The sequence below is a fragment of the Vibrio sp. CB1-5 genome (assembly GCF_059412285.1).
On sequence record NZ_JBJHPB010000001.1, the window covers coordinates 100,112 to 124,618 of the forward strand.

The window sequence follows — 24,507 nt, forward strand, 5'->3', positions numbered from 1 at the left end:
GCTAGAAATTCAACATTATCCGAACGACAAAATCACTGGCAGTCTGCGGCTAATTTCCCTATTCTGATGCGGTTTTGTTTTATTTCTTTTTTAGGTAAGTCACGTGTACAAACTCATCGCTATCGATATGGATGGAACCCTACTCACATCCGATAAAAACATCACCCCTCGCACTAAACAAGCCATCGCTGCTGCTAAAGCCAAAGGCGTTACGGTCGTTCTTGCTTCGGGCAGGCCACTTAACGGAATGAAGGATGCACTTGTAGAATTAGGTTTAACAGAGCAAGACGACTTTGTTATTCACTTTAACGGCACCTATGTTGAAAAAGTTGCAAGTGGTGAAAAGCTTCACGAGCAGCCACTAACAGGTAAAGATGCTAAGCGCATCGCACGCCTTGCAAACGAGCTAGGCCTGCACTGCCATGCGTTCAGCACGCAAATCGGATTGATCACTACAGAAGCTAACCCTTACACCGACCACGAAGCAGAAATCAACAAGCTCGACTTCACTGTTTATGACTTTGAGCGCTTAGAAGATGACCATGAAATCATCAAAGCGATGATTGTTGGTGAGCCAAACAAACTCACTGAGGGCATTGCTAAGATTAACGCGTCGTATCATGATGATTACACCATCGTTCAAAGTGCCCCATTCTTCTTAGAGTTCTTAAACCCACTCAGCAATAAAGGTGAAGGCGTTAAAGTCATTGCCGATCACCTGGGTATTCCTTACGAGCAAACGATGTGCTTTGGTGATGCCGAAAACGACCATCACATGATCAAGTTTGCAGGCAAAGGTGTCGCGATGGCGAATGCGATGGAAGCGACCAAAGCGATTGCCGATTACATCACAGACAGCAACGATGAAGACGGCGTAGCAAAAGCGATTGAGAAATTTGTGCTATAGTTTTTCGTATTATCGCTGCATTTAGTGCTAACTCGCTGTTTTGAGGGAAGAACATGACCATCCGCCTACTGCTAAACGGTAAAAAAGCTGCTCAAGAAGACATTCGAGAAGCAGTCTATCAACTTCGAGAACAAGGGCATCAGCTTGAAGTTCGCGTGACGTGGGAAGGTGGAGACATTGAAAGGTTAGTAGGAGAAGCCGGTGCTGAGGGTGTCACTCGACTCATCGCAGGTGGTGGTGACGGTACTATTAATGAAGTGGTCGATGCCCTATTCAAACAAAAGCTTTCTCACATCGAGTTAGCCGTCCTCCCTCTCGGTACGGCCAACGACTTTGCTACAGCCTGCGAAATTCCAACTTTCTCCCCTTATGATGCATTGCATTTAGCACTTACCGGCCAAGCAACATTTATCGACGCTGCATCGGCGAATGAAAGACACTTCATCAATATCGCCACGGCCGGATTTGGCGCGCAGGTCACCGCAAACACACCCGTGGCACTTAAAAACTTCTTGGGCGGCGGCGCTTATACCCTTGCAGGACTTGTTCAAGCCATTAACTTTCAGCCTTTTAGCGGCAGAGTTTTGTATGACGGTAAAGAGATTGACAGTCACGTTGTCATCGGCGCAGTATGTAACGGAAGAATGGCAGGTGGCGGTCAACCTTTGTCTCCCAACGCCATGCTCAATGATGGACTGCTTGACGTAGTATCATTGGAAGAGTTTACGCCAGGTGATATTCCCGCGGTGGTTGACGAACTACTTCAACAGCCAGAGTTTAGTGGCACGTTTGTAAAACGAAACCAAGTGAAAATATTGGAGTGGATTTCTGATTCAGTGATGCCAGTGAACCTTGACGGTGAACCATTAACATCAAAGCACATCAAGTTCAGTGTACTGCCAAACGCCATTAAATTGGTGCTTCCGGCTCACTGCCCTGTCGTAGTTAACCTGGATTAACTCAACCTTAATTGTCTCAGCCTTGATTTCCTTAACCAGCCAAACGAGGATCCGGCTCAAAGCTAAGCTTAACAACGTTAAGTTTCTCTAAGTCAAAATCAGGATGAGTAAGGTTTAGCAGGCAACTGAACTCTCTCGGGACAATAGTCGATGGAACTTTGAGGCAAAGACTCATTTCACTGGTGATCCATTCATCACCGATTTGTGCGGTCGACGCTGGTGCAGGATCTTCTTTCCAATCATCTGGCAAATAACTTTGGTCAAGTTCGATGATCGCACTATCGTCCATATCAATGCGATATAGCTCATAGTCATTGAGTAGCTCGGAATCGTTTAGATGCACCAGCACTTCTAAAATAGCTAAAGACTCGGACGTCGCGAGATACACACATCGCGTGCCTGCCGAATTCCATCGCCCACCATAACGTCTTGCCCCCTCGCCATCAAAGACTTGTTCTGTGCTTGTCGCGAACTTTCTTTTTACGATTCGATACAACTGCATTAGTTGAACACGCCATGCTCAAGGCGACCAATGACGCTCAACACTTCTTCCGTTTCAGCACTGGTTTTCAGCATATCGCTTGGCGCTATATACCCTAATGCCTTCACTGGGTTGTGCATCCACTGAAATGCTTTGATTTTGTTGTTCTCAAACAAGCGCAGTGACGCATTGTAGACTTCTGCATATCGATAAAGCCTGTCACTTTCATCTGAGGAGAACTTACCGTCCTTCGCTCGGCGGCTCAGCGTTGCGCTTTTGATGTTGGTGATACGAGCAAGTTCTTTTTTCTCGATACCCGTCGCCGTCGCGAGCTTCTGGTAGGTCGCAAAATCGAAGCCTGCTTCAATCGCTTCATAGAGTTTGCGCCCTCTTGGAGGCACGCCAATCTGCGACCAAAAACTAGCCTTTGAACGAGAAGGAACAAATTTGGTTGAAGCACTCATCTAAACCACCATTTGATACGGTCTTAACATATCAAATGATAGATCACTTTCACTTTCACAACAACTACCACCTAAAACAAAAAAGGCGACCCATTGGGTCGCCTTACTTAAAATGATGGCAATTACTTGATGTTCAAGAATGCTGCGCCGCGAACGCCGCCTGAATCACCGTGTTTCGCCTTCACAATCTTAGGGCATTTCGCCACAGACATTAAGTATTTTGGCACACGCTTAGGCATCTCTTCGTAAATCAATTCGAAGTTAGACAGGCCACCACCCAATGTCACTACATGTGGGTCGTTGCCAGTGAAAATGTTAGCAAAACAGATCGCCAACAGTTCCATGAACATGTCAACAAACTCAATCGCATCTGCATCACCTGCTTCACGCGCTTGAATAATATCAATCGCTTTCTTGCGTTCACCATAATAGTTCGCATAAAGAAGCTCAAAGCCACGACCCGACAAGTAATTATCCAAGCAACCTTTTTTGCCACAACCACAATCCAAAAGAGGCGCTTTTTCTCCTAGATGGAACCACGCATCGATAGGCAGACGCATATGGCCTAACTCGCCAGCAACGTTGTTGCGACCAGAGAATACTTTTCCTTCGTAGATCAAACCACCACCAAAACCAGTACCTAGGATTAACCCCATCACTGAAGGCGAATCTTTAAGTTCCTCATCCCAAGCTTCAGAAAGCGCGAAACAGTTCGCGTCATTTTCTAACTTCACTTGACGACCAATTTTTGCTTCTAGATCGCGACGTAGCGGTTTACCTTTCGCACAGCCGATATTTACTGTCAGTACGGTACCGTCGTCCGCATCTTCCATACCAGGAAGACCGAGACCTACTTTGCCTTCTGTACCCAACTCTGCGTCGTACTTCGCGACTAAGCCCGCTAATGTGTCGACCAATACTTGATAGTCATCAACTGGTGTTGGAACGCGCTCTGTGGCTACACGTTCTAGTTTTTCGTTGAAAGCACCAAACTCAATTTTTGTGCCGCCGACGTCAAAGCCGTAATACATGAAAACTCTCCTTGAAACCCCAATCCGAGGCGAAAAAATAGAATAACTGATGGCATTATCCATATCCCTACCCCCTCAAACCGTGATGCAGCACCAATTTATACCTTTGCTTGCACCGCTTGGCTAACAAGTCGTCACCTAAATGAACACTATTAGAGCAACATCTCGTTTTTTATTAGAGCTATGAAATTATTTAACTCAGGACGGGTAAGATCGGAAGAGAAGCGGGTCTTACTCAACATGTAGCTTTCACGAAAAGCCGCAAACCAAAGTGCGAGTGTATTGGCGGTTTTTCCTTCACCAAATTGCTCAAACACCAAGCTGGCCACTTCTGCGGTCGCTAGGTGGTCTTCATTTACAGACTTGCGCATTACATAATTCGACACCGCTTCTGGTTTGATAGAGCAAACTGGGAATTTGTCGAGATAAGGTGACTTGCGAAACATCCTTCGTGCTTCTCGCCAACTGCCATCCAAAAAGATAAAAAGTGGCTTTTTACCCTCAGATAGAATCATGTTTGTCTCCTGTTGCTCACCTATTTCTAGAACACGAGTTTTGTCATCTACATAATCTTCAGGAAAGATTATAATCGGCTGTAAGGTCTCATCATTTAACACTGCCAACATCTCTGGATTCGGCTCGGTACGATGCCAAGGAAACGCATAGCCTTGCTCAACCGTATCAAGTATTAGGCGTCCGGTATTACTTGGCTTTAGAATCTCTGCATCAGAGACCAGCAGCATAACTGCAATATCAAGGCTCGGTGCGGGTTGATGTTCGCAGATACAATATTGCTTGGCGATTTGGCAGGTTTTACAACGTTCAACTTTTGCACCGCGGGCGTTGAATGGCTTGGTGGCTGCGGCAAGTCGCTCGTCATACATGGCGTGGAAGGCGTGGCGTCTCATAATCATGGTACTTTGACAAAAGGTGGCGGGATTCTACTCTGCCAACGTGCGTTAGTAAAAGGAAACTCAACAGCAATGGAAAACAGTGACACTATTCGCCTAGCGATCTTTCTTTCTGTATTAGTACTCTGCGCTGCTTGGGAGTGGGCAGTCCCAAGGAAGGCGCGAACGCGCAGCCGTTTATTACGTTGGAGTAACAATCTCGCGCTCGTAGGGTTTAACTCTTTAACCTTAGCGGTTGTCATGCCCCTTTTAGCGATTGAAGCATCTTTGCGCGCGGCAGAGCATCACGTGGGGCTTTTTAACTACCTTACCTTGCCCTTATGGCTGGTACTGCCAATCAGTGTCATCTTGCTTGATGGCGTCATTTACTTTCAACATGTCGTGTTCCATCGACTGCCCATTCTTTGGCGATTACACCGCATGCATCATGCTGATAGAGACATCGACGTCACCACTGGCGCGCGCTTCCATCCCATTGAAATCGTTCTTTCAATGTGGATCAAAATTGGCGTAGTTATGGCGCTTGGGATCCCACCAATAGCGGTATTGGTGTTTGAGATTGTGCTTAATGCGAGCGCGATGTTTAACCACAGTAATGCCAAGCTACCACTGGCCGTTGATAAGGTACTACGAAAAATTGTAGTGACACCCGACTTTCATCGAGTTCATCACTCAGTGATCCCCAAAGAGACACATTCCAACTTTGGTTTCTTTTTGTCGGTATGGGATCGCTGGTTTGGCACCTATCGCGCTCAACCAGAGCTTGGACACGATAAGGTGGAAATAGGCATTCCAGAGTTTACTACTAAAAACGAGCAAAGGCTGGATAAGTTACTGACCCAGCCTTTCAGAAATGACCACTAGCGAGATTAAACAGCTAGACGGTTGAGGTCATACTTGTGCAACATCGCTTGCTGATGACCCGCGATATCGGCCACCTGCTCCGCGCTTTCAACCATAGACTCAAGCTGCATATTTGAGTTCTCACCTTGATCGGTAACATGAACGATAGCGCGCCCTACTTCCGCAGTGGCTCGCTCTTGCTCTTCAGTGGCCACAGACACTTGCTCAGCACGCTCTCGAATATGATTCACAGATAACGCTATATCCGAAAACGATGCTTTAACTCGCTCACTAGAATCAAGGGCGTGATTCATTTCAGCTCTAGACTCGATAACAGATTGTCTCGAATCTTGGGCGGCATGCATCAGCTCAGCCATCATTTGACGAATATTGGTGGTTTGCTCTGAGGTATCGCTAGCAAGCTTACGTACTTCATCCGCAACAACGGCAAAACCGCGTCCCATTTCTCCCGCTCGCGCCGCTTCAATGGCTGCGTTGAGCGCTAACAAGTTGGTGTTGTCTGCAATGCCACTGATCATATCGACCATTTCTTGAATTTGCTTCACTTTGCCATCCAGCTCAGTCATGGATGCTTCATTGTTACCCAGTGTCGTTTCGAGGGAATGCAAACGTTGCTGGTTCTCTTCGACCGCTTTTAGTCCCAGAGAAGCAAACTCTTCTGCCTGCTGCGAATCAGAGAATGAGGACGTCGTCACCGTTGCAATCTCTTTGATTGACGCTTCCAATTGACTCACTGTCGCAACCATACTGTCGAGAGATTCGTTCTGCGCTCGCAAACTGCTTCGCGTCTCTTCTGCTGCGCCATGACTGATTTCTGCGGTTTGGTACAGGGTTTCACAGTTACGTGTTACCACCTCAATAGAATCGTGGGTCGATTCAATAACCCGATTCAACTTTCTAGCGATATCGAGCATTTCAGATGGACCTGAAAGCTCTACGACGCCCGTTAGGTCGTGCTCAACCAAACGCTTTAGCTGCCTAGTAATATTCTTAAGGGCGCGATTAACCCAGCGACGCAGTCCAAAGAACAACCCGAGAACAACCATCACTAACACAACAGTTGTTACAAGCAGTGTATAAATATTGGTTTGAATGGTGTTATTCACTACAGATTGGCTTTCATCAATCAGCCCTTCTGCGGTTGTCGAAATGGCAGACAAGATCTGTGTGGTCTCATTTGCCAATATGGCCGCTTTGGCGAGCTCTTCACGCTGCTTGGTCGCAATCTCCAATCGCGCGATGATCTGACGAACCACGCCGTCTTGCTTAAAACCTGTTTTCACCATGTCATAAGGCGCAGTAAAGCTTGGAAACTCACTGATTTCAGGATGCCACTCTTCAAACTGATCGTAAGCTAAGTTGATGCTGGCATAGCGATTGCGCATCTGACGATATTCGCCATTGGCCTTGTTTAGATCGGTCTGCATCATCAGCATCAAGAATGCGCTCTCTAAAGAGCTAGCAGCCGTCACCACTCGTGTCGCGGCATCAGCCGAAGACGGATTGTTTTGTGTAAACAGCAAGCTGATGCGATTCATTTCTTGACCAAGCGTACTGATGGCATATCGAAAACCAGCCACTTCCTTGTCAATACCGGCACTCATGGCCAGTATTTGCGATTGGTACGCCAGAATCGCTTGAGTGCTTCTCTGGAGTTCAACAATTTTCTGCCCAAGGAGCTCTCGCTGCTCGGGTGTCACGGCATTGCCCATACCTGACGCTATGGTAAATAGGTTTTCAACCTTTTGATTACTTTGCTCTACAAGCTGCGTGATGCGTTGGCGGGTCTGCTCTAACTCTTCTGTTGACTCAAGCTGTGTACCATAGTTAAGCAGTTTTACTTGTTCCAGTACATCTTGCGTCAATGCCGCATTATTAAGAGACAGTGGAAGGGCCTTTTCTGATAAGTTATCAAACTGCTGCTTAACTTGATTAAGGCCATTCGTGCTCAGTACACTCACGCCCACAAAAATTAGAATAATGGTTAAGAAGATAGCACTCAAAGAGTGAATCAAAGAGATGGCACGTTTTCCCTTGTCTGGGGTTTTCATAAACAATCCGTCGAGTTGATCCATTAAACGGTAACCAAATAAGTAATAGGTTCGTACTATTTAATAACTTGGTATAGAATTATCAGGATATTAGTAATCCTTAATGACATTTTTATTACGTTTAAATGTAAGCAGTGTGACAGATGAAAGTTGTTAAATTATTGATTTTATATGGCATGGTGGTTTTGCTATCGGCCTGCTCTAGTCAGCCGAAGCAAGCGGAGCATACTCAGCAACACTACAACACTCCTGAAAATGAGCCCTTCCTCGCGGAATATAAAAAATGGCAAGGTGTCCCATATCGTTTGGGCGGCACCAATTATTCCGGTGTAGATTGTTCGGCCTTTGTACAAGCAGTCTTTAAAGACGCCTATTCTGTATCTTTGCCAAGAACGACAGCACAGCAAGTCAAAATAGGCGAAAAAGTTGCCTACAATAACGCACAAAGCGGAGATTTGGTGTTTTTTAAAACTGGCTATAAGACCCGTCATGTTGGAATCTATTTAGGCGGGAATACATTTATGCATGCTTCAACATCAAAAGGCGTGGTGATGTCTCGTTTAGATAACCCATACTGGGCTTCAACGTTTTGGCATTTTAGAAATGTGCAATAACCTTTCTCTCTGCTACTGGATACAGAGAGAAAGTATTAGACAGAGTGAAAGCTAAGATTAATCGTATTTCGCCACCGCAGTGTCGAATAGATTTTTCACTAGTGCGATATATTCCTCAAGAAAAGCGACTTGTTCATTGGTCGCTTTTTTGTTCCAAGCACCAGCCAATACCTCTTCCAGATCTTGAATAACTAAATCTACTTCTTTAAGAAGCTTAAAACGCACGCTGGCATGAAGCTCAGGATTTTGTTCGAAGACCGTCATAATATTTGAGGCAACCATATCCGTTGATACGTCCTCGATGGTCTCTTCTCCTGTATCCCCCAACTCTGAGGTAAACACACTTAGATTGAGTGCAAGGTGTTCAATAAGTGCTTGATAGCCGTCAGTATCTACAACCACGACTGCTCTCCTAGCAAAGACAATAATAACAAGATCATCACCATAACAAACCTAGGTCACGTTTGTAAGAACACAAGAGAAAAATCGGGTGTCACATCAACGATTCTGTGCGCTGACAGTATGTTATGTAAGCAATATTGTTCTACACTAGCCATAGTGTTGGCAGGTGGGAGGCGTTTATGTGGCAAGCAATTTCAGATCAGCTTTCAGAAACTCTAATGTTTGAGTTCAATATCTCCGAGCGTATCAAAATGAGCGGAGGGGACATTAATCAGTGTTATATGATCAGCGATGGCGATCAGCGGTACTTCGTCAAAATCAATGACAAAGACTTTATCGCGAAATTTGAAATCGAAGCCGACAATCTCACTGCCCTAAGAGAAACCAGCACCGTTCACGTGCCTGAACTGGTTCACATTGGTAAAACCAAAGAGTGTGCCTTTATCATTCTCAATTACATCCCAGTTAAACCCTTAGATACCGCTCCCGCCAGTTATCAGCTTGGCGAAGAGCTTGCCAAACTGCACAAGTGGGGCGAGCAAAAAGAGTTTGGGTTCGATCAAGACAACTACATTGGCACCACGCTACAACCTAATCAGTGGCATAAAAAGTGGTCCCGCTTCTTCTCTGAGCAGCGAATAGGCTGGCAACTACAACTCCTCAAAGAAAAACAAATCAGCTTCACGGACATAGATGATTTCGTTGAACTGGTAAATGACCAGCTTTCCGGCCACAACCCTAAGCCGTCGTTACTACATGGCGACCTTTGGTATGGCAATGCGGCTAATACCGCATTTGGGCCAATATGCTACGACCCCGCGAGCTATTGGGGAGATAGAGAATGCGACTTAGCAATGACAGAGCTTTTCGGCGGGTTTAGACAAGAGTTTTACGACGGATACGAGAGCATATTGGCGATTGAGCCTATGTACGAGTACCGCAAACACATCTACAACTTGTATCATGTGCTCAATCACTGCAATCTGTTTGGTGGTGAGTATTTGGATCAAGCAGAAAAGCTTATCACCACCATCCAATCATCGTGATAGCCGTCTTCTAGTCAAGATCAACCAGCGACATGCGGCTTTGCTCCCGATAGAGAATATCCTCTAGTCGAGCAAAGCCGTTTTCTTTATTTGGGGTTGCACTCGGATTAAACCAGTTCGTTCGTAGCCCTGCACGCCTTGCTGGCATTATATCCCGTTCGAGTTGATCTCCAGTCATCACAAGTTGACTGGTATCTATGTTGAGCTTCGACGCAATGCGTGGGTAAAAGTCCTGATCATCTTTTCCAACACCAAGATTGCTAAAACAAAAATACCCAGATAGGTATTCAGCAAGCTGTGCTCTTTTAAAGGCTCTTTTTACGTCTTCTTCCGCCGAATCTTTGGCATTGGTTGCGACATAAATGGGACAGTACTTTGCAAGCCCACTTAATAGCTCCCTCGCGCCCTCGACCTGCTGAACTTTTGGCCAATTACACATCTTACCGCTTTGGGTGGGGTCATCGACCATTAATGTATCGCCCCAGTCAAACAAGTAAATATGGTCACGTTGATGCCAAAGCTTTTCTTGTTCACGCCACTCCTCTCGCAGCACGCCAAACTTAACGCTGTCGTAATAGTGCCCTTGATAGTAACGAACTTTGCGCAGGCAAGCTTCCTGAATCATGCCAAGCTTTAGCGCACACTTCATCATTCGCGGATTCCCGCTCCAGGTGGTTAGCCCTACTCGCTCTATGTCTAGGGTATTGAACAGATAACTCACCCAAGGGATCAGCGCTTTCATGCCGATGTCACAGCCCCATAGTCGCGAGTCATAAACCAGTACTCCAACCTCAAGCCAACGCGTCTTTTGGTCTTCCCAGTAACAACTTACCGTCCCAACGACTCTTTGATGATATTCAATAACAAGCGCTTCATTACCCAATAAGAGTTTGGAAAAGCCTCCCTCTCGAAACTGCGCGCGCGTTGGACGCTGATAAACAAAATAAGGGCCATTGAGCTCCGTCCAAGCTTCATCCTCTGTCATGAGTCGGTATAACGGCTCAAAGTCTTGCTCACTTGCGACTCGCAGCGTGATATCTTGAAAACTCAACCTATCCTGATTCATACCTTGCGCACCTTACTTTCATCAAGAAAACACCATGACTCAGCGCCGTCGAAATATTTAACCTGGGAAGATTTAAGGCTATCCGCCATTCTAAAATTGATGGCCGTTCTCGGAGTCGATAAGCTATCTGCAGACTCATAGTGAGTAACGCAACCACACACAGCGCAGTGATGGAAATCGATGCAACCATCTCCCCAGCGATACGCTACTGTCTCGTTGGCTACCTCAACCGTTACGTCTTGGGGTTGGAAATAACCCCAAAGCGCCGCATATCGACGACAAATTGAGCAATTACAGCAGGTGACCGATTCCGGCCAAGAGTCAAAAGAAAGCTGCACATTTCCACAATGACAACTTAGCAAATTATTCTTTATTATCATTTCCCTGTTCTCTAACCTGAAACCAAAGACACCGCAATCGCCAGCATGATAAAGCCCACTAGCCCCTCCAAAATCTTCCATGAAATGGGCTTATGGAAAATCGGGGTGAGTAGTCTGGCACCATAGCCAAGCGAAAAGAAAAACACGAATGAAGCCGTTACCGCGCCAAGGCCAAAGGAGATTTGCTGAGGGGCATATTGCGTTGAGATAGAACCTAGAAGAACGACGGTGTCTAAGTAAACATGAGGGTTGAGCCATGTTAATGCTAAACAAATAAGCACTGTTTTCATCAGACTGGCATTGCTATCCCCTTCAGGATCTAGCTGATGGTTGCTTGAAAGTGCCGAGCGAAAGCTCTGAAAGCTGTAGACAAAAAGAAAGGCCGCGCCTGCATATCGAGCAACTACTTCGACCGAGGGGTACGCTTCAATCACCGCTCCGAAGCCACTAACACCAGCAGTAATAAGCAACGCGTCAGAAACCGCGCAGACCGCGCAAACTGCAAATACATAGTGGCGCTTTAACCCTTGCTTTAGGACAAATGCGTTTTGTGCGCCGATCGCGAGAATTAACGATAAACCTAACGAAAAACCGGTAAAAAAGACCCCAATATCCAAACCAACTCCGAGTTACATCCATATAACAATCCGATGTTTTAACGCGTAATTAGTTGAATTTCAATCTAAACCTCATTCTCGTGCCGGACGGTAACAAACACATCTTCACTTTCTAGGGTAACTTCAAACAAAATAGGACGACAGCAGACATAGCAGTCTTCAATGTACTCCTGATTGTCCGATGTGCAATCGATGACGGCCTCAAAAGCCTCACCACAATATGGGCAGTTCACCCGCCATTCTTTGATCGCTTCCATATTTCAATCCTTTTGCTTTTTATCAAGTTTAGAATTTGAATATGAAATTAACAAACCTCACTATAGCCAACAGCACTCGGCCATTTAATGTAGCATTTAAGTAGTCACAGACAATGCAATCGCCAACAACATGGGAATCAAGCCCGCAATAAATAGCGATAAACCAAAGCGGTGACACACCATATTGAAGCGGCATTAAAAAACGCCCCATCCATAAGACTGGTGACTGTAAAAAACGGGATGAACAAACCTAACCCAAAGACAGTTATAGCAGCGACTATATTTGCAAGCCCGATCAGACGAATTAGATGGAACATCGTTCCTCCTAAAGCGGCTTAGTCATGAATACGCTATTGGGATCAAGCACGTAATCAGCAAAAGGCTCACATTCAACAAAGCCATGGCCAGAGTAGAGTGTGCGAGCAGCGGCAAAATAGTCTTCTGTGCCCGTTTCCAAGCTTAAACGCGAAAAGCCGCGCGAAGATGCCTGACTTACAAGATGATTGAGAAGTGATTTGGCAACTCCTTTACCCCTTGCTCTATGCGCGGTACGCATCGATTTAATTTCAGCGTGATTTGCATCCAAAGCTTTCAGCGCAATACACCCTAGCAACTCCTGCTCTTCCCACGCCGTCCAAAACTCTATGTTAGATTGACGTAGAGCTTCAATGTCTAAAGCATGAACACTTTCCGCTGGCGACGTGGCATACATGTCATCTAAGTGTTCTCGAAGTAAGGCCTGAATTTGGTGGCCTTGCAAATCATCTTTAACAATATCCAACTGTCTTTCCTTTGGTTGCTAGCTTCAAACTAACACTATACTGCCTCGCTTTACGAAATCCATATCTCATTGAAAGTTAACAGCCTTTGCTGTTTTTTGTGAGGTTTAGATCTCAAAACTCCCCGCGTCCAATATAGATTCACCCAAGCATCAAAATGCACTGAATCAGCAACTCATCATGATATACGAGTCATGCATAACACAAATAAAAACCAATCATTGGATTGTATCTGCAATAGGCTGCTAGTCTAAATCACCTATTAACAAGGACGTTGCTTACTCTAATTTAAACAAAGGCAACTCAAATGAAAAAAATGACACTATCCCTTCTAACGTTAAGTCTTATCTCTGGATCAGCATTGGCAAACGAGGCTGGCTGGCGCGTTGGCGGGGGTGCCAACATTTCCTCTTTTGATTCATCAGCGTTGGATCAACATGGAACCGTAACGGATACGGATAACGGTGTTGTGATAGAGGGTGGGTATGACTTTAATGGAATTGCGGGAGTGAAATTTGGTTTATCCACCAGCTATCCTGAAATGACGCATATCTCGACAGATCAAACAATAAAAAGTCAACTTGACGGCAGCGCCAACTCCCTGTTTATAGGAACCGATTTAGGTTATACATTTCAGCTTGGCGACACGTTCGACATCAAACCCTACGTAGAGCTTGGTGTCGCCTATACCATGGTAGACTTGACGTTAAAGCAAAGCAGCAACGGTAATGACCTTCCTTCACAAGGCACAGATACTGGCAACTGGAATGGCTATTACGGTGTCGGTATACGCACCGTTTATAATAACAACCTCTATTTTGATGTAACTGCAGCAACCATGGATCCAACAGGCAATGTCGCTCAGTACATTGATGAATCAGGTTCCATCAGAGCGACAATCGGTTGGAAGTTTTAGACGCTTTAACAAAGCGGAAAAATGCGCGCTATAACATGAATTTACTGCACCCTCCCTCGTAGCGACTTGGTTTGGCTCTTGCGCTTTTTGTTATCGACACGTCGTTTTTGGGAGGCTCTTGTCGGCTTGGTGGCTCTACGTGCTTTTTGAACGACTGTCGCGGAAAGTATTATTTGCTTAAGTCTTTCTAGTGCGTCTTCACGATTCTGTTCCTGAGTTCTAAACTGTTGAGCCTTTATGATGATGACGCCTTCTTTTGTAATTCTCGAATCAGTTAACGATAGGAGCCTTTCTTTGTAAAAGTCAGGCAATGTAGAACGTTTAATATCGAAGCGTAGGTGTATCGCTGAGCTGGTTTTATTAACCTTTTGACCACCAGCGCCCATTGAACGAATGGCAGTGAGTTCAATCTCCCAATCGGCAATCGTAACGGTATTTGAAATATGTAACATGATGGTTTAAATAGAGTAATCAAAGACAATAATGTCTTCGAGTAGTGGTCGAAACACGGCTTTGAGCGCGTCATGCTCTGGGTGCGGTAAGTAGTTTTGACGGCCTTGTTCATCGCGGAAGGTCATTAGCACAGAGTGCGTATAATCTCTATTTTTGCCTTCAGGGCTATCATTCATACCCCACTCTACCGCTTCTACTCCATCCACTTTTGATGGAATCACCTCGAATAATGACATGAGTGCCAAAATGTCCGCTTCCGTCACTGTCGATTTGAATTGGATGAGTAATATGTGACGTATCATGCCAAGTTCCTATTAACGAATTTACTAACGTAATAATTTCATTAGATAATAACCAAGATCTGCAAACAGTACCACCTAGCACTACCTCTGACGCATCAATGCGATAGCAAACCCTGAACCCAAAAAAGAAACGCTAGCGCCGACATTAAGTCCAGATACTACTCTTGGTTTGTTCTTTAGCCTCGATACCAAGCGTGATGCAAATACGCCCATCAAAGCAAGGTCAGACACCAGAGCTGCCAATTTGCCCTGACTAAGCCCTCTGCCAACCGCAAGCAGGTTATCTGGTCCGGGGGATAACACCAATAACACACATGCTGTGGTATAAGCGATAAAGACTTCTATTGGGAACATTGGCAACTCCATTTGCTCTCGAAAACTCAACCTAAATCAACCATTATGGTCGCATGTTCGCACATTCCCTAGACTAGAAAATTCGTGAATGAAGTCGCAACTCACTACATAAAATAAGATCTAGAATCTTGCATCGTTTATTGGTTAACTCTCTTTAATCATATGCAGATGCACATCCTGTTGAGGGAATGGAATAGAAATTCCCTCTTTGTCGAAACGAAGCTTCACTTCTTTTGTGATATCCCAATACACATCCCAGTAGTCGTCAGTTTTTACCCAAGGTCGGACAATAAAATCAACAGATGAAGTATTGAGCGTATGCACTTTGATCATTGGCTCTGGTGATTTAAGTGTTGCTGGATGAGCATGAATAATCTCAGTGAGAACTGCTTCTGCTTTGAGCAAATCATCGCCGTAACCAATACCAAACACCATATCCACTCGCCTTGTACGCTCGTGAGTAACATTCTTTATTACGTCACCCCAAATTTTACTGTTCGGCACGATGATAATTTGGTTATCGAATGTTCTGATCGTGGTGTTCACAAGACTCATGTGACTTACCTTACCGTCTACACCACCAGCAAACACGAAGTCGCCAACATCAAATGGGCGGTAGATGAGCAGCATCATCCCAGCTGCGAAATTCGAGAGTGTATCTTGCAGTGCAAAACCGATGATCACACCCGCAATACCAAAACCAGTAAGGATGGGGGCGAGGTTTAATCCAATTTGAGACAACCCGACCATAATACCGATCACCCAGACAATATTGCCTGACATCGATACAAAGAAGTTCTGCATAAGGTGAGACAACTTCAGATTTTTATTGATCACAGCCTTGGCGACAACTTTTCTTACCAGCTTAACAATCGCCCGAGTAACAAATAGGATTAGCAGGAAGATCAATACTTGAAATAGTTGCTGTGGCGCGTTGTCAGCCAGCCAGTCTACAGCTTGACTCCACCAGTGACTAATAAGTGACAACATCACTTTTCCGTCAAGGATGTCTTGGGTAATGTTCCCAGTAATCGAGAATACTTGGCGTTTGTATTCTGAGGTATCTATCCCGACCTCATCACCGAGTACAATGAGATTTCGTAAACTTTTGGTCTCAATGCTCAGACGCTGTTTCAAGATAAGTTGAGCAGTTTGCAGTCCCGCTTTATCCGCTTCGGGCGCAGAGGCTATTTGAGAACCTACAGCTGTCGCTTGTTGCCCAAAATACTCAATAGAAGCAGACGTTAATCTTAGTTTGTTCCCAACCAGTCCCTCGAACTCATCTTCCGCCTTTTTGTCTTGAACACCCAACTTTTCAAACCACTCTAAGTTTTGCCAACTCGCGTTATACGTAGTGTTCAAATAGTCCTGTAGCTCACTGTACGAATTCAAAATCGTTAACTTGTTCTCTTCCTTGGCTGCGTTGAACTCTTTTGAAACTTCGTCATTCTTTTTCTCTAGGTACTCTTTAGCCGCAACAGTGTATTGCTGCTGAACTCTTACTTGATCAATCAACGCCTCTTTTGGCAGTGAACCTTCATCAATGGCCTTGCCAATAACCTCGCGAAGATCATTATTTTTATTAAATAATCGAAACTGAATCGCGTCTTTTTGGTCACCTGTGGTGACTTTTAACTGCTCTGATAAATCTTGTATCTCAGCGTTGAGACTATTTAGAGCTATTTCGGTCTTTGATGCTTTAGGGGACGCCGTTTGATCCGTTGCTGTCTCAGCATGAATATATCCGCTAAAAACTGCCAACATCACCGATAGAAAGACCACAATCCGACCGCGTGGAATTGATAAGAAAGAAGAAACACGCATTCAAAACTCCTTGATGGTGCTAAGTTTTTTGTTAGTTCTCTAAATATAGAACACAATCTCAATTTCCCAACGGTCTCCAATGAGAGATTGCTTGGATGATCACCTTCAATCGGCAATGGGAACACAGCACGTGACTTGAATCGTCTATGCTTAACAAGATTCTCACTTCGAAGGAGTTAAGTATGGGTATTCTCTCGTGGATTATACTCGGGCTTATTGCGGGTGCATTGGCCAAGTGGTTAATGCCTGGCAATGACGGAGGTGGCTGGATTGCGACCATGCTTCTTGGAATAGCTGGTGCATTTGTCGGCGGGTTTATCGGTGGATTTTTAGGATTTGGTGGTGCTAGTGGCATCAATATCGGCAGTATTATTACTGCGACACTCGGTGCCTTTGTCTTACTGTTTGTCTACAATCGTTTTCTGAAGAATTAATCGACGGAGCGCAGAATTGCCTTCACAACTGCTCACAAAGTCCGTACATCCGTATTTTGACATGGCGAGATCACGCAGTTTATTAGCGTAAAAGGAGTACTCTTCATCAAGGGTTTGAATCGTAGCTTTAAAGATGACGGCAAACAAATCTAGCTCCCTGCTCTGTTTATCAATATTAGATGGGTTAAATATGGTGTTGCTTCAAGCACAGTCGTATCTGGTTTCCATGTCAGATACCACTTTCTCAAGAAGGTCCTCTAATGCGGAACGATGAATTTTCTCCAAATTCGCGATGTAAAGGCATGACTTAGCCGTTTTGACATTACCTAAAGCCGCTAGCTCTTTCTGGAACTTGTCAAAGCCTTGCATGACATAAATAGTCGTATTGCTCTTTCTGGGAGAGAAACCTGTCATCAACCAAGAATACGTTCCACGAGTGTTAGTGTATCGGTATTCACCAAACCCGATAATACTCTCTCCCCACATAACTGGCTTACGCCCCGTGATTTGAGTGAACATTGTGAGTAATGTCTCAGCATCTGCTCGACGCTGCCAATGTTCCACATTGCGGATAAATTCCACTGGGCTTGCGTCTGTTGGCCGTGTTTTTAGCGATGACATGGTTTGTCCTTGTTTTAGCTATCTCGTTATAGCTTAAACCCTTTTGCCTGTGTAATTAAAAGCTTCTTACCCAAACGACTACTTTCCATCGCCAGCTCAATCAATCGAATGACGTGAAGCGCTTCTTCTGGTTTTACCGGAGGTTCAAGGCCATCCTGAATCGACTTGGCGAGCTGCTTAAAGTACTCCTGATACGCCCCAAGCTCAGTTTTTACTGCCTCTGCTCCTTGCTCTTGATACAGCGTGCCGTAACTCCCCTGTGTCTCTTCTGACCAGTTTAGCGTAATGGGCAGAGCGCCAGAGATGAGCCTAGCTTCTTGAGGATCAAACCCACACTTCTCATAGTTTCCTAGCGTTCCTTTGACGGTGAAACGTCGATTAGGTCCAGCATCAAACATATCGCCGTGCAAAATCGCCAAATGCTCTGGATAATGCAGAATTACATGAAAATAATCGACATTGGTCGAGTTTTCGCGTCGTATTTTGCACTCAGCGCTGACATAATCCGGCATTCCAAACAGCTTCACAGCTTGGTCAATAAGGTGGGAACCGAGATCAAATAAGATCCCACCGCCATCCGTCGTTTGTTCTCGCCAGCGTTGACGGACTTGTGGTCGAAAACGGTCATAGTGGGATTCAAAGTGTTTGATATCCCCAAGCTTCTGTTCTTCAATCAACTTTTTTACCGTTAGGAAGTCACCATCCCAACGTCGGTTGTGATAGACGCTCAAAACTCGATTGTGCTTTTTCGCGATTTCAATTAAGGCTTCTCCGTCTTCAATACGGGTAACAAACGGTTTCTCAATCAACACATGTTTACCATTTTCCAGCGCTAGTTTCGCCAACTCAAAATGAACATGGTTAGGGGCGGTAATAATGACTAACTCTGCATCTGTATCCTCGATCATTGAGATTGCACCGGTGTAGTGTTTAACATCTGGCAACGTAATATTGACTTCATCCGCTTTACTGGTGCTAATGGCAGTTAGTTCAAACTCAGGCAAAGTGGTGATAAATGGGATCTGGAAAGTTTTGGCGGAAAATCCATATCCGATGATGGCGGTTTTAATTCTCTTCTGGGTCATTGAACACTCTCTTCACTTATTAAGACTGCGGCATCATCAGCATTTCACTTAAGCGAAAGCCTTCACTTGTCGCTTAACGTGACGCAAAGCATGCAGATTAACTTACAAAACAGCACAAAACCTTACCGTCAAATCAACGGTCATTACTAACTCAATTGAGAGCTTGAGTGCATTGAGTCATAAGCCTAATGTTCGAAAAAGCGTGCTCGGTGGCGCATTCGATGACTTCTCACACGCCATTCTGGGTGATATGACTATTGAACAGATCAAAAAATATCAGGCGAGCAAGGCGTTTATAGGAATTGGTGCGATATCAGAATCTGGTATCACTACCGATTTAGAGACCGATGCCAATCTGAAACTGGCGATGGCAAAGCAGTCTAAGCAAGTGATTTGTGTAGTGGATAGTACTAAGTTCAACACCCAACTGATGTACCAATCTTGTACATGGGCGGATATTGATATCGTTGTCACGAATCAGCGACCGCCAGAGAACATCGTAAAGCAGATCGAGCTTCATGGTGTGGAAGTGGTTATCCTTCCTGAAACATAAGAACCAAAACCACAGTACGTGGGGTGTGCTGTGGTTTTGGTGCGGCAGAGTGTGCTATCGCTCACCCAACACTTCAAACTCATCATGGGTTAAACGATATAATCCATCTTCTTGTATCTCCAACAATTCTTTTTTTACCACACCGAACGCTTTGTTCATCGGCCCATCTAGAGGCGTTCTGTTTGGATAGTGATACTTGTCATTCAGCTCGGATACACCTTTTTAAAACGCTCAAGTACTAATTCACTTTCGGGTGAAAATACCACACCGATGTCGTTGGCATACCATTCAAAAAACTTAATATGGGCCTCTTTCCACCAAGCGTAAGTCCGATCGCCCTCGCCCTCCGCATAGGCGAACTCTTCGCTCACTTGATTGAACGGACACACTTCGACGGACGTTAATTGAATCACACATATCGGGTTTTGTTGCCAATCTAAGACAAGCGAGTAGCTGCCAACTTGAGGTAATGGTTCGTCTTCGGCATCCCAACCCGCTTTTAATCCGCATGATGCGGTTTTGATCCCTTCGTTAATCAGTCTGGCGCACTCGTTGGCGTTGTACTCATCGGCACAGTAGTGCTCAGCAATGACGTTGTCGATATTGACGCTTTCAGGATTCGGCAGAGTATCGAGAAACTGTTGGAAAAACTCTCGTTGAATAGGTGTCATATTATAGTTCCTTGACCATGACTATCACCTCACAGCCTTTACTATTAGTTTGATGAAGCTTTTTCCATCCGAGTTTCGCGTACAATCCGCCGGATAGATCTTCTGTTTGTAGATAAAGTTTCTCAACCCCAAGGGCTTTGGCTTTCTCGATCACGCTATTGACCACGATTTTCGCAACACCTTGGCCTCGATAATCGGAGTCCACATACACACCACCAAGCCAATCCTCATAGTCAACGTAACTGGGTATTTCATGTTTACGAATATGCGCAGTCGCAATCAGTCGCACGTCATCACAAATAACTATATGCGCTGGAATGGAGCCGTCTTGTAAAAAGGTCTCAAGCTTCTGGGTATAGCTTTCCAACGTATTATTGGGATCTCGCTTGCCCCAAGCATTAAAATACCAATCGATGACTGTCGGCTTGTGCTGAGGCACATCAGTCAACAATACGCTACGCAATTCTTTGTTATTGGGGCGGTTTAAACTAGACATAGGATTCAATTCCCTTTTTCTGCATTAAGAACTCCGGCTGTTGAATCGACTTAAACCCAAACTTTTGGTAGAGAGAATGCGCGTCGACAGTGCCGAGCATGGTACGTCTCAAGTCTTGTAAGTCAGGGTGCTGTTCAATGGTGCTCAATATGAGCTTGGCAATACCTTGCCCTTGCTTGTCATCGACAACAAAGACATCACTCAGATAGGCGAACGTCGCACGGTCAGTTATAATGCGTGCAAAACCGACTTGGTTACCGTCACTGTCATAGGCACCGAAACACAAAGAGTGTTCAATCGATTTTTCAACCACAGATAAAGGAACGCCTTTCGCCCAATAGCTGTTTGAGAGATAACGGTGTATGAGTGTGATATCGAGGTGTTGTTTTTCAGTAGATACCGAATACGGCATAGCGGCTTATCTCCTTCATCCTTGAACTTGTTATAGAGATAAACAATTTAGGCTTTGATATCAATAGTCTATTTATATCGCAGCAAGCTATTTGCGGGAATTTCGACGAATAGTCACAACCATCAAACCACCGAGTGACAAGGCGAAGACGATGGGCATTCCCCACAGGAGCATGTTTTTACCGCTCAATGAAGGTTGATAAAGGACGTGCTCACCATAGCGATCGACCATGTAATCTTTTACTTGCTGATTGCTTTTCCCTGATTTAACCAACTCAAATACTCGTAATCGAATATCCTTTGCGACTGGAGAGTTAGACTCGATCAGGTTTTGGTTTTGGCACATGGGACAACGAAGCGTTTTAGCGAGATCGATGGCTTGCTTCTGCTGTTTGGGAGTATCAAACTCAAACAAGTCAACGGAGTGCGCTTGTGTCGCGAATGCATGACTTGAGCATAGCAAGAGTGCAAACAAAAGCGTGATTGGTGAGAAAGCCAAACGTAATTTATCAATCATTCGCAGTCCCCCTCAATGACGACATCAATGACGCATTTTTTGAAGCTACCACATTCTTGGACGAACTCAGCAATGCGGTACATGCAGAGATACACACCAATAGTGCACCGAACCAAATCCAACGCACAAACGCTTTGAATTGAATGCGCACGGCGTAATCTGTTGTATCCACTTTATCACCCAAAGAAATATAAATATCACCGTGCCAAAGTGGTGTCATGGAAGGCTCTGTCATGGTCATAACTCGCACCGAATAGTGACGTTTTTCTGGCGTAGCGATTCTAGTATATTGGTCGTTGTCTTTATCGATGATATCAATAACGGCTTGCTCAGCGGTAAAGTTTCGACCTACGTATAAATGTGTATCAACGTAGGTAACTTGGTAATCACCAAAGTCTACTTGGCTGCCAGGACCAAGTCTCTTGGTGATTTCATAAGAGTATTCAGCATTCATCACACAGCCAAACGACGCGATAGCAATACCAATGTGCGCAATACATGCCGAGAGCGATGTCTGCTTAGTCTTGGTGAAAACTGCAGCAATATGTGACATAAACACCCAAAGGCTTGCCCAAACCGTAAAGAGCGCCCAGTTCGACCACTGCGCGCCGACTGGCTCATAGTGCGTGGTGCAATAGATCACGATAGCAAAGGCCAATATCATTGAAACAACCAACAAGATAACGGGCCGTCCAATACTCAGCTTCTGACTGGTACTCGACCAGCTAAGAAACGGTACCGCTCCCATAACAAATAGACTCACTATCGCGATGGGACCAAACAACAAATTAAAGTACGGAGCACCCACGGAGATATTCCCAAGCCCTGCAAGTTCATAAACCATCGGATAGAAGGTGCCAAACACAACGACGGCGGTAGCCAATACAAACAAATTGGCTGAAATCAGTACTAGAAATGGCTTAGTCACCACGCTTGTAATACTGAGCGACTTGATAGAGTCGGCTCTAGCGATTAAAGCGACAAACGCGAAAACAAACACTGAGGTTAGAATCGCTAGCAGGCTAAAGCCTTTGGTTGGGTCTACAGCAAAAGCATGCACCGATGTCAGCACCCCAGAGCGTACAATAAAGGTGCCAAGAATACTCAAACAGAAAGTGACAAATGCGAGAGAGTAAGTCCAAAAGACAAGCTGTTTGCTGCGAGCAACCATCATGGTATGCAGCAACGCAGTCGCGGTAAGCCATGGAAGCAGCGATGCATTTTCAACCGGGTCCCAAAACCACCAGCCTCCCCAGCCTAACTCGTAGTATGCCCACCAAGAGCCTACAGCGATGCCTGCTGTCAAAAACAGCCATGCGATTAAGGTATAGAAACGTGCACTTGGAATCCAATCAAAGTCGACGTGTTTTGTAAGTAGCGCACCCAGCGCCATCGCGAGAACCGACGCAAACCCCACATACCCGATATAAAGCAAAGGCGGATGTATGATGAGTCCAATGTCTTGGAGCATCGGGTTTAAATCGCGACCTTGAAGTGGGATGACTGCATTCAACTCGAACGGGTTTGATGCCGCCAGCGTAAACCAAGCGAAGATGGCTACGATGCTCTGCATGATCCAACTTGCGTGATTCTTCGCACTGATACGCTGTTTTGAACAAGCAATGACAATACCCCAAAGTGACAATGTCACCACCCAAAACAGCATTGAGCCTTGGTGTCCGCCCCATGTTGCTGCGAGTTTGTAACCTAAATGGAGTTGGTGATTGGAGTTGTCTGAGACATATCGAATTGAAAAGTCGTCAACCGCAAACGCATAAGCCAACACCACAATGGCGCTCAACGCGAACAAAAAAGATATCGCGCTGAAAAATCGGTTTAAATTATTCGCACTTACAACATTTTGCTGACCTTTGCTCGCGATAAAGGCTCCATACAACACAGCAACCGTACTCGTCACTGCCACTGCAATTAATGTGAATAACCCTATATACCCGAGCATAACACCTCATACGAGACGGCTTTCCATCCCAATAAATCAAACCTTTGAAAACACGCTTTTATTAACCCAACATGCTTTCAAAGATCCCCCGCAAAACACGGGGGAACTAGACTGAAAAACGTTCTAAACTACGGTCATCTGTCCTGCATACAGCACAAACGTACGCAGCATCAGCACCCCAATCAAACTCAAGGTAGTCACCACAAGGATGAAGCCGTGATTCAACTTCACCTCTCCTGGGCTAAAGTAGTTTAGCGCCAATGGCAACAGCATCCCGATACCGATCACGCCATACCAGAACCAGCTAGACCAAAAACCACCGCCGATGGCATTCCATGCTGCCACTTCGTTTTGACCACCACTGAAGATAAGACCGGTAAAGAAAGTCACAATCACAAACAGTTCAAACAACACCACTGGACGCTCAAAGCTGTGCACCCACTTCACGCTTGGACTATGTGAATCTTCTTTAAACACAAGAATACCGAACAGCAAACTCGCTGCTGCGCCCGAAGACAAGCTCGAGAACAAGAACAAGATTGGCAGTACTGGGTTATTTAGCATCGGGTACGTTTTAAGTGCCGACAGTAAGAAGCCCGTATATGCCGCCAATACGATAGCCAGAAACCCTAAAAACAGTTCTAGTCCGTTTTCAATTTTCTCCAGCTTAAGCAAAATGTTTTCGACAAAATCGAATTTGCTCCCTAGCACATCCATGATTGGCTTTCTGAAAATCATACCAATCCAGATAAACAACACCGCCATATACACTTGGAATAAGATGACACCCATCGACATCACTGAGGATGGATTGTAGTAGATCATGATTTTCCAGAACTCAAGCGGTTTGGTCAGGTGGAATACCAAAATAAGCAAGCCAACAATGATGCCAAAAGGTGCTAGCCAAGCCATCGCCTTCATGATGCCATTTTGCGCTGGGTCGCCTTCGATAACCTTACGCTTGAGGTAAATGGCAATTAGAGCGGAGCCTGCTGACATCCCTGCTAAGAAAAGATAGATCGCGATGATCCAGTCCCAAACAAGGGAGTCGAAATGAAAGGCTGTTTCCCACGTACTCATA

At 45.2% G+C, this 24,507-nt stretch carries 30 protein-coding genes and 3 pseudogenes; 8 read left to right on the plus strand and 25 right to left on the minus strand.

What is annotated here, in order from left to right:
* Nucleotides 1-103 precede the first annotated feature (103 nt).
* On the plus strand, nt 104-907 hold the full coding sequence (gene yidA / locus ACJB0T_RS00350; protein WP_479290076.1) for a sugar-phosphatase: 804 nt from the start codon (nt 104-106) through the stop codon (nt 905-907).
* 53 nt (nt 908-960) lie between these two features.
* Entirely contained in the window at nt 961-1,866 is a 906-nt protein-coding gene (gene yegS, locus ACJB0T_RS00355; protein WP_479290075.1) for a lipid kinase YegS, read from the plus strand.
* Between the two features lie 31 nt (nt 1,867-1,897).
* Here yegS and ACJB0T_RS00360 read toward each other — a convergent pair whose 3' ends face one another.
* From ACJB0T_RS00360 to ACJB0T_RS00375, 4 genes are all read right to left on the minus strand, one after another.
* A complete protein-coding gene (locus ACJB0T_RS00360; RefSeq protein WP_479290073.1) occupies nt 1,898-2,368 on the minus strand; it encodes an RES family NAD+ phosphorylase in 471 nt (156 codons plus the stop codon).
* Complete coding sequence (locus tag ACJB0T_RS00365) at nt 2,368-2,811, minus strand: Xre family toxin-antitoxin system antitoxin (protein WP_353496130.1); 444 nt, start codon at nt 2,809-2,811, stop codon at nt 2,368-2,370. Before ACJB0T_RS00365 ends, ACJB0T_RS00360 begins: the two co-directional genes overlap by 1 nt.
* Nucleotides 2,812-2,933: 122 nt before the next feature.
* Nucleotides 2,934-3,842: an N-acetylglucosamine kinase gene (gene nagK / locus ACJB0T_RS00370; RefSeq protein WP_479290071.1), complete on the minus strand. Its 909-nt coding sequence runs from the start codon at nt 3,840-3,842 to the stop codon at nt 2,934-2,936.
* A 152-nt stretch (nt 3,843-3,994) separates the two neighbouring features.
* Nucleotides 3,995-4,756 carry a tRNA-uridine aminocarboxypropyltransferase gene (locus ACJB0T_RS00375; RefSeq protein WP_479290069.1) on the minus strand — a complete coding sequence of 254 codons (762 nt, stop codon included), beginning with the start codon at nt 4,754-4,756 and terminating at the stop codon, nt 3,995-3,997.
* A 69-nt stretch (nt 4,757-4,825) separates the two neighbouring features.
* Here ACJB0T_RS00375 and ACJB0T_RS00380 point away from each other — a divergent pair, with 69 nt between their 5' ends.
* The gene (locus ACJB0T_RS00380; RefSeq protein ID WP_479290067.1) at nt 4,826-5,617 is read left to right on the plus strand and encodes a sterol desaturase family protein; all 792 of its coding nucleotides are present in this window, start codon (nt 4,826-4,828) and stop codon (nt 5,615-5,617) included.
* Nucleotides 5,618-5,622: 5 nt separating this feature from the next.
* On the opposite strand, the gene ACJB0T_RS00385 is transcribed toward ACJB0T_RS00380, so the two are convergent.
* Nucleotides 5,623-7,668, minus strand: a complete 2,046-nt coding sequence (locus tag ACJB0T_RS00385; RefSeq protein WP_479290065.1) for a methyl-accepting chemotaxis protein — start codon at nt 7,666-7,668, stop codon at nt 5,623-5,625.
* 143 nt (nt 7,669-7,811) lie between these two features.
* Here ACJB0T_RS00385 and ACJB0T_RS00390 point away from each other — a divergent pair, with 143 nt between their 5' ends.
* Entirely contained in the window at nt 7,812-8,282 is a 471-nt protein-coding gene (locus tag ACJB0T_RS00390; RefSeq protein WP_479290064.1) for an NlpC/P60 family protein, read from the plus strand.
* Between the two features lie 57 nt (nt 8,283-8,339).
* Here the strand turns inward: ACJB0T_RS00390 and ACJB0T_RS00395 are convergent, their stop codons facing one another.
* Nucleotides 8,340-8,684 (minus strand): DUF3802 family protein, encoded by a 345-nt coding sequence (locus ACJB0T_RS00395; protein WP_479290062.1) that lies wholly within the window; start codon nt 8,682-8,684, stop codon nt 8,340-8,342.
* Nucleotides 8,685-8,863: 179 nt separating this feature from the next.
* Here ACJB0T_RS00395 and ACJB0T_RS00400 point away from each other — a divergent pair, with 179 nt between their 5' ends.
* Nucleotides 8,864-9,730, plus strand: coding sequence for a fructosamine kinase family protein (locus ACJB0T_RS00400; RefSeq protein ID WP_479290060.1), 867 nt, complete (start codon nt 8,864-8,866; stop codon nt 9,728-9,730).
* Nucleotides 9,731-9,740: 10 nt separating this feature from the next.
* On the opposite strand, the gene ACJB0T_RS00405 is transcribed toward ACJB0T_RS00400, so the two are convergent.
* The 6 genes and pseudogenes from ACJB0T_RS00405 to ACJB0T_RS00430 all read right to left on the minus strand — a co-directional run bounded on the left by ACJB0T_RS00405 (nt 9,741) and on the right by ACJB0T_RS00430 (nt 12,831).
* A complete protein-coding gene (locus ACJB0T_RS00405) occupies nt 9,741-10,199 on the minus strand; it encodes an HAD family hydrolase (protein ID WP_495292908.1) in 459 nt (152 codons plus the stop codon).
* A 63-nt stretch (nt 10,200-10,262) separates the two neighbouring features.
* Nucleotides 10,263-10,796 (minus strand): annotated as a pseudogene (locus tag ACJB0T_RS00410) (GNAT family N-acetyltransferase); the annotation flags it as partial.
* Nucleotides 10,793-11,257, minus strand: a complete 465-nt coding sequence (locus ACJB0T_RS00415; protein WP_495292904.1) for a GFA family protein — start codon at nt 11,255-11,257, stop codon at nt 10,793-10,795. The gene ACJB0T_RS00415 and the pseudogene ACJB0T_RS00410, both read right to left, overlap by 4 nt.
* The gene (locus tag ACJB0T_RS00420; RefSeq protein WP_479292246.1) at nt 11,188-11,787 is read right to left on the minus strand and encodes a LysE/ArgO family amino acid transporter; all 600 of its coding nucleotides are present in this window, start codon (nt 11,785-11,787) and stop codon (nt 11,188-11,190) included. Before ACJB0T_RS00420 ends, ACJB0T_RS00415 begins: the two co-directional genes overlap by 70 nt.
* 71 nt (nt 11,788-11,858) lie before the next feature.
* Nucleotides 11,859-12,050, minus strand: a complete 192-nt coding sequence (locus tag ACJB0T_RS00425; protein WP_479290056.1) for a CPXCG motif-containing cysteine-rich protein — start codon at nt 12,048-12,050, stop codon at nt 11,859-11,861.
* A gap of 325 nt (nt 12,051-12,375) precedes the next feature.
* Nucleotides 12,376-12,831: a GNAT family N-acetyltransferase gene (locus tag ACJB0T_RS00430; protein ID WP_479290054.1), complete on the minus strand. Its 456-nt coding sequence runs from the start codon at nt 12,829-12,831 to the stop codon at nt 12,376-12,378.
* 314 nt (nt 12,832-13,145) lie between these two features.
* Between ACJB0T_RS00430 and ACJB0T_RS00435 the strand changes: the two genes are divergently transcribed.
* Entirely contained in the window at nt 13,146-13,745 is a 600-nt protein-coding gene (locus ACJB0T_RS00435) for an outer membrane beta-barrel protein (protein WP_479290052.1), read from the plus strand.
* Nucleotides 13,746-13,786: 41 nt separating this feature from the next.
* On the opposite strand, the gene arfB is transcribed toward ACJB0T_RS00435, so the two are convergent.
* The 4 genes from arfB to ACJB0T_RS00455 form a co-directional block, all read right to left on the minus strand.
* Nucleotides 13,787-14,197 carry an alternative ribosome rescue aminoacyl-tRNA hydrolase ArfB gene (gene arfB / locus ACJB0T_RS00440; RefSeq protein WP_112479918.1) on the minus strand — a complete coding sequence of 137 codons (411 nt, stop codon included), beginning with the start codon at nt 14,195-14,197 and terminating at the stop codon, nt 13,787-13,789.
* A 6-nt stretch (nt 14,198-14,203) separates the two neighbouring features.
* On the minus strand, nt 14,204-14,500 hold the full coding sequence (locus tag ACJB0T_RS00445) for a Dabb family protein (protein ID WP_479290050.1): 297 nt from the start codon (nt 14,498-14,500) through the stop codon (nt 14,204-14,206).
* Between the two features lie 81 nt (nt 14,501-14,581).
* Nucleotides 14,582-14,854, minus strand: a complete 273-nt coding sequence (locus tag ACJB0T_RS00450; RefSeq protein WP_479290048.1) for a hypothetical protein — start codon at nt 14,852-14,854, stop codon at nt 14,582-14,584.
* A gap of 144 nt (nt 14,855-14,998) precedes the next feature.
* Nucleotides 14,999-16,678, minus strand: a complete 1,680-nt coding sequence (locus ACJB0T_RS00455) for a mechanosensitive ion channel family protein (RefSeq protein WP_479290047.1) — start codon at nt 16,676-16,678, stop codon at nt 14,999-15,001.
* Between the two features lie 182 nt (nt 16,679-16,860).
* Between ACJB0T_RS00455 and ACJB0T_RS00460 the strand changes: the two genes are divergently transcribed.
* Complete coding sequence (locus ACJB0T_RS00460; RefSeq protein ID WP_479290045.1) at nt 16,861-17,112, plus strand: GlsB/YeaQ/YmgE family stress response membrane protein; 252 nt, start codon at nt 16,861-16,863, stop codon at nt 17,110-17,112.
* A 201-nt stretch (nt 17,113-17,313) separates the two neighbouring features.
* Here ACJB0T_RS00460 and ACJB0T_RS00465 read toward each other — a convergent pair whose 3' ends face one another.
* On the minus strand, nt 17,314-17,733 hold the full coding sequence (locus tag ACJB0T_RS00465) for a DUF1801 domain-containing protein (protein ID WP_479290043.1): 420 nt from the start codon (nt 17,731-17,733) through the stop codon (nt 17,314-17,316).
* 26 nt (nt 17,734-17,759) lie between these two features.
* The gene (locus ACJB0T_RS00470) at nt 17,760-18,818 is read right to left on the minus strand and encodes an oxidoreductase (RefSeq protein WP_479290042.1); all 1,059 of its coding nucleotides are present in this window, start codon (nt 18,816-18,818) and stop codon (nt 17,760-17,762) included.
* A 121-nt stretch (nt 18,819-18,939) separates the two neighbouring features.
* Between ACJB0T_RS00470 and ACJB0T_RS00475 the strand changes: the two are divergent.
* Nucleotides 18,940-19,371, plus strand: a pseudogene (locus tag ACJB0T_RS00475) (DeoR/GlpR family DNA-binding transcription regulator); the annotation flags it as partial.
* Between the two features lie 54 nt (nt 19,372-19,425).
* On the opposite strand, the pseudogene ACJB0T_RS00480 reads toward ACJB0T_RS00475, so the two are convergent.
* The 7 genes and pseudogenes from ACJB0T_RS00480 to nrfD all read right to left on the minus strand — a co-directional run.
* Nucleotides 19,426-19,539, minus strand: a pseudogene (locus ACJB0T_RS00480) (isochorismatase); the annotation flags it as partial.
* Nucleotides 19,540-19,574: 35 nt separating this feature from the next.
* Complete coding sequence (locus tag ACJB0T_RS00485) at nt 19,575-20,042, minus strand: ASCH domain-containing protein (RefSeq protein WP_479290041.1); 468 nt, start codon at nt 20,040-20,042, stop codon at nt 19,575-19,577.
* A 1-nt stretch (nt 20,043) separates the two neighbouring features.
* Nucleotides 20,044-20,538, minus strand: a complete 495-nt coding sequence (locus ACJB0T_RS00490; protein ID WP_479290039.1) for a GNAT family N-acetyltransferase — start codon at nt 20,536-20,538, stop codon at nt 20,044-20,046.
* On the minus strand, nt 20,531-20,950 hold the full coding sequence (locus ACJB0T_RS00495) for a GNAT family N-acetyltransferase (RefSeq protein ID WP_479290038.1): 420 nt from the start codon (nt 20,948-20,950) through the stop codon (nt 20,531-20,533). The genes ACJB0T_RS00490 and ACJB0T_RS00495 overlap by 8 nt, the downstream gene beginning before the upstream one ends.
* Before the next feature lie 87 nt (nt 20,951-21,037).
* A complete protein-coding gene (locus tag ACJB0T_RS00500; protein WP_479290037.1) occupies nt 21,038-21,466 on the minus strand; it encodes a cytochrome c-type biogenesis protein in 429 nt (142 codons plus the stop codon).
* A complete protein-coding gene (locus ACJB0T_RS00505) occupies nt 21,459-23,426 on the minus strand; it encodes a heme lyase CcmF/NrfE family subunit (protein WP_479290035.1) in 1,968 nt (655 codons plus the stop codon). The genes ACJB0T_RS00500 and ACJB0T_RS00505 overlap by 8 nt, the downstream gene beginning before the upstream one ends.
* Nucleotides 23,427-23,549: 123 nt before the next feature.
* Nucleotides 23,550-24,506: a cytochrome c nitrite reductase subunit NrfD gene (nrfD, locus tag ACJB0T_RS00510; RefSeq protein ID WP_479290033.1), complete on the minus strand. Its 957-nt coding sequence runs from the start codon at nt 24,504-24,506 to the stop codon at nt 23,550-23,552.
* Nucleotide 24,507: the final 1 nt, after the last annotated feature.

What these genes read in the sequence shown, in the direction of transcription:
- ACJB0T_RS00435 (WP_479290052.1), top strand. Translation starts at nt 13,146, where the DNA reads ATGACACTATCCCTTCTAACGTTAAGTCTTATCTCTGGATCAGCATTG.
- ACJB0T_RS00495 (WP_479290038.1), bottom strand. Translation starts at nt 20,950, where the DNA reads ATGCCGTATTCGGTATCTACTGAAAAACAACACCTCGATATCACACTC.
- ACJB0T_RS00380 (WP_479290067.1), top strand. Translation starts at nt 4,826, where the DNA reads ATGGAAAACAGTGACACTATTCGCCTAGCGATCTTTCTTTCTGTATTA.
- ACJB0T_RS00500 (WP_479290037.1), bottom strand. Translation starts at nt 21,466, where the DNA reads ATGATTGATAAATTACGTTTGGCTTTCTCACCAATCACGCTTTTGTTT.
- ACJB0T_RS00390 (WP_479290064.1), top strand. Translation starts at nt 7,812, where the DNA reads ATGAAAGTTGTTAAATTATTGATTTTATATGGCATGGTGGTTTTGCTA.
- ACJB0T_RS00415 (WP_495292904.1), bottom strand. Translation starts at nt 11,257, where the DNA reads ATGGAAGATTTTGGAGGGGCTAGTGGGCTTTATCATGCTGGCGATTGC.
- yegS (WP_479290075.1), top strand. Translation starts at nt 961, where the DNA reads ATGACCATCCGCCTACTGCTAAACGGTAAAAAAGCTGCTCAAGAAGAC.
- ACJB0T_RS00455 (WP_479290047.1), bottom strand. Translation starts at nt 16,678, where the DNA reads ATGCGTGTTTCTTCTTTCTTATCAATTCCACGCGGTCGGATTGTGGTC.
- nrfD (WP_479290033.1), bottom strand. Translation starts at nt 24,506, where the DNA reads ATGAGTACGTGGGAAACAGCCTTTCATTTCGACTCCCTTGTTTGGGAC.
- ACJB0T_RS00445 (WP_479290050.1), bottom strand. Translation starts at nt 14,500, where the DNA reads ATGATACGTCACATATTACTCATCCAATTCAAATCGACAGTGACGGAA.
- ACJB0T_RS00505 (WP_479290035.1), bottom strand. Translation starts at nt 23,426, where the DNA reads ATGCTCGGGTATATAGGGTTATTCACATTAATTGCAGTGGCAGTGACG.
- ACJB0T_RS00470 (WP_479290042.1), bottom strand. Translation starts at nt 18,818, where the DNA reads ATGACCCAGAAGAGAATTAAAACCGCCATCATCGGATATGGATTTTCC.
- ACJB0T_RS00485 (WP_479290041.1), bottom strand. Translation starts at nt 20,042, where the DNA reads ATGACACCTATTCAACGAGAGTTTTTCCAACAGTTTCTCGATACTCTG.
- ACJB0T_RS00425 (WP_479290056.1), bottom strand. Translation starts at nt 12,050, where the DNA reads ATGGAAGCGATCAAAGAATGGCGGGTGAACTGCCCATATTGTGGTGAG.
- nagK (WP_479290071.1), bottom strand. Translation starts at nt 3,842, where the DNA reads ATGTATTACGGCTTTGACGTCGGCGGCACAAAAATTGAGTTTGGTGCT.
- arfB (WP_112479918.1), bottom strand. Translation starts at nt 14,197, where the DNA reads ATGTTACATATTTCAAATACCGTTACGATTGCCGATTGGGAGATTGAA.
- ACJB0T_RS00400 (WP_479290060.1), top strand. Translation starts at nt 8,864, where the DNA reads ATGTGGCAAGCAATTTCAGATCAGCTTTCAGAAACTCTAATGTTTGAG.
- ACJB0T_RS00490 (WP_479290039.1), bottom strand. Translation starts at nt 20,538, where the DNA reads ATGTCTAGTTTAAACCGCCCCAATAACAAAGAATTGCGTAGCGTATTG.
- ACJB0T_RS00465 (WP_479290043.1), bottom strand. Translation starts at nt 17,733, where the DNA reads ATGTCATCGCTAAAAACACGGCCAACAGACGCAAGCCCAGTGGAATTT.
- ACJB0T_RS00460 (WP_479290045.1), top strand. Translation starts at nt 16,861, where the DNA reads ATGGGTATTCTCTCGTGGATTATACTCGGGCTTATTGCGGGTGCATTG.
- ACJB0T_RS00375 (WP_479290069.1), bottom strand. Translation starts at nt 4,756, where the DNA reads ATGATTATGAGACGCCACGCCTTCCACGCCATGTATGACGAGCGACTT.
- ACJB0T_RS00450 (WP_479290048.1), bottom strand. Translation starts at nt 14,854, where the DNA reads ATGTTCCCAATAGAAGTCTTTATCGCTTATACCACAGCATGTGTGTTA.
- ACJB0T_RS00405 (WP_495292908.1), bottom strand. Translation starts at nt 10,199, where the DNA reads ATGGTCGATGACCCCACCCAAAGCGGTAAGATGTGTAATTGGCCAAAA.
- ACJB0T_RS00385 (WP_479290065.1), bottom strand. Translation starts at nt 7,668, where the DNA reads ATGAAAACCCCAGACAAGGGAAAACGTGCCATCTCTTTGATTCACTCT.
- ACJB0T_RS00365 (WP_353496130.1), bottom strand. Translation starts at nt 2,811, where the DNA reads ATGAGTGCTTCAACCAAATTTGTTCCTTCTCGTTCAAAGGCTAGTTTT.
- ACJB0T_RS00360 (WP_479290073.1), bottom strand. Translation starts at nt 2,368, where the DNA reads ATGCAGTTGTATCGAATCGTAAAAAGAAAGTTCGCGACAAGCACAGAA.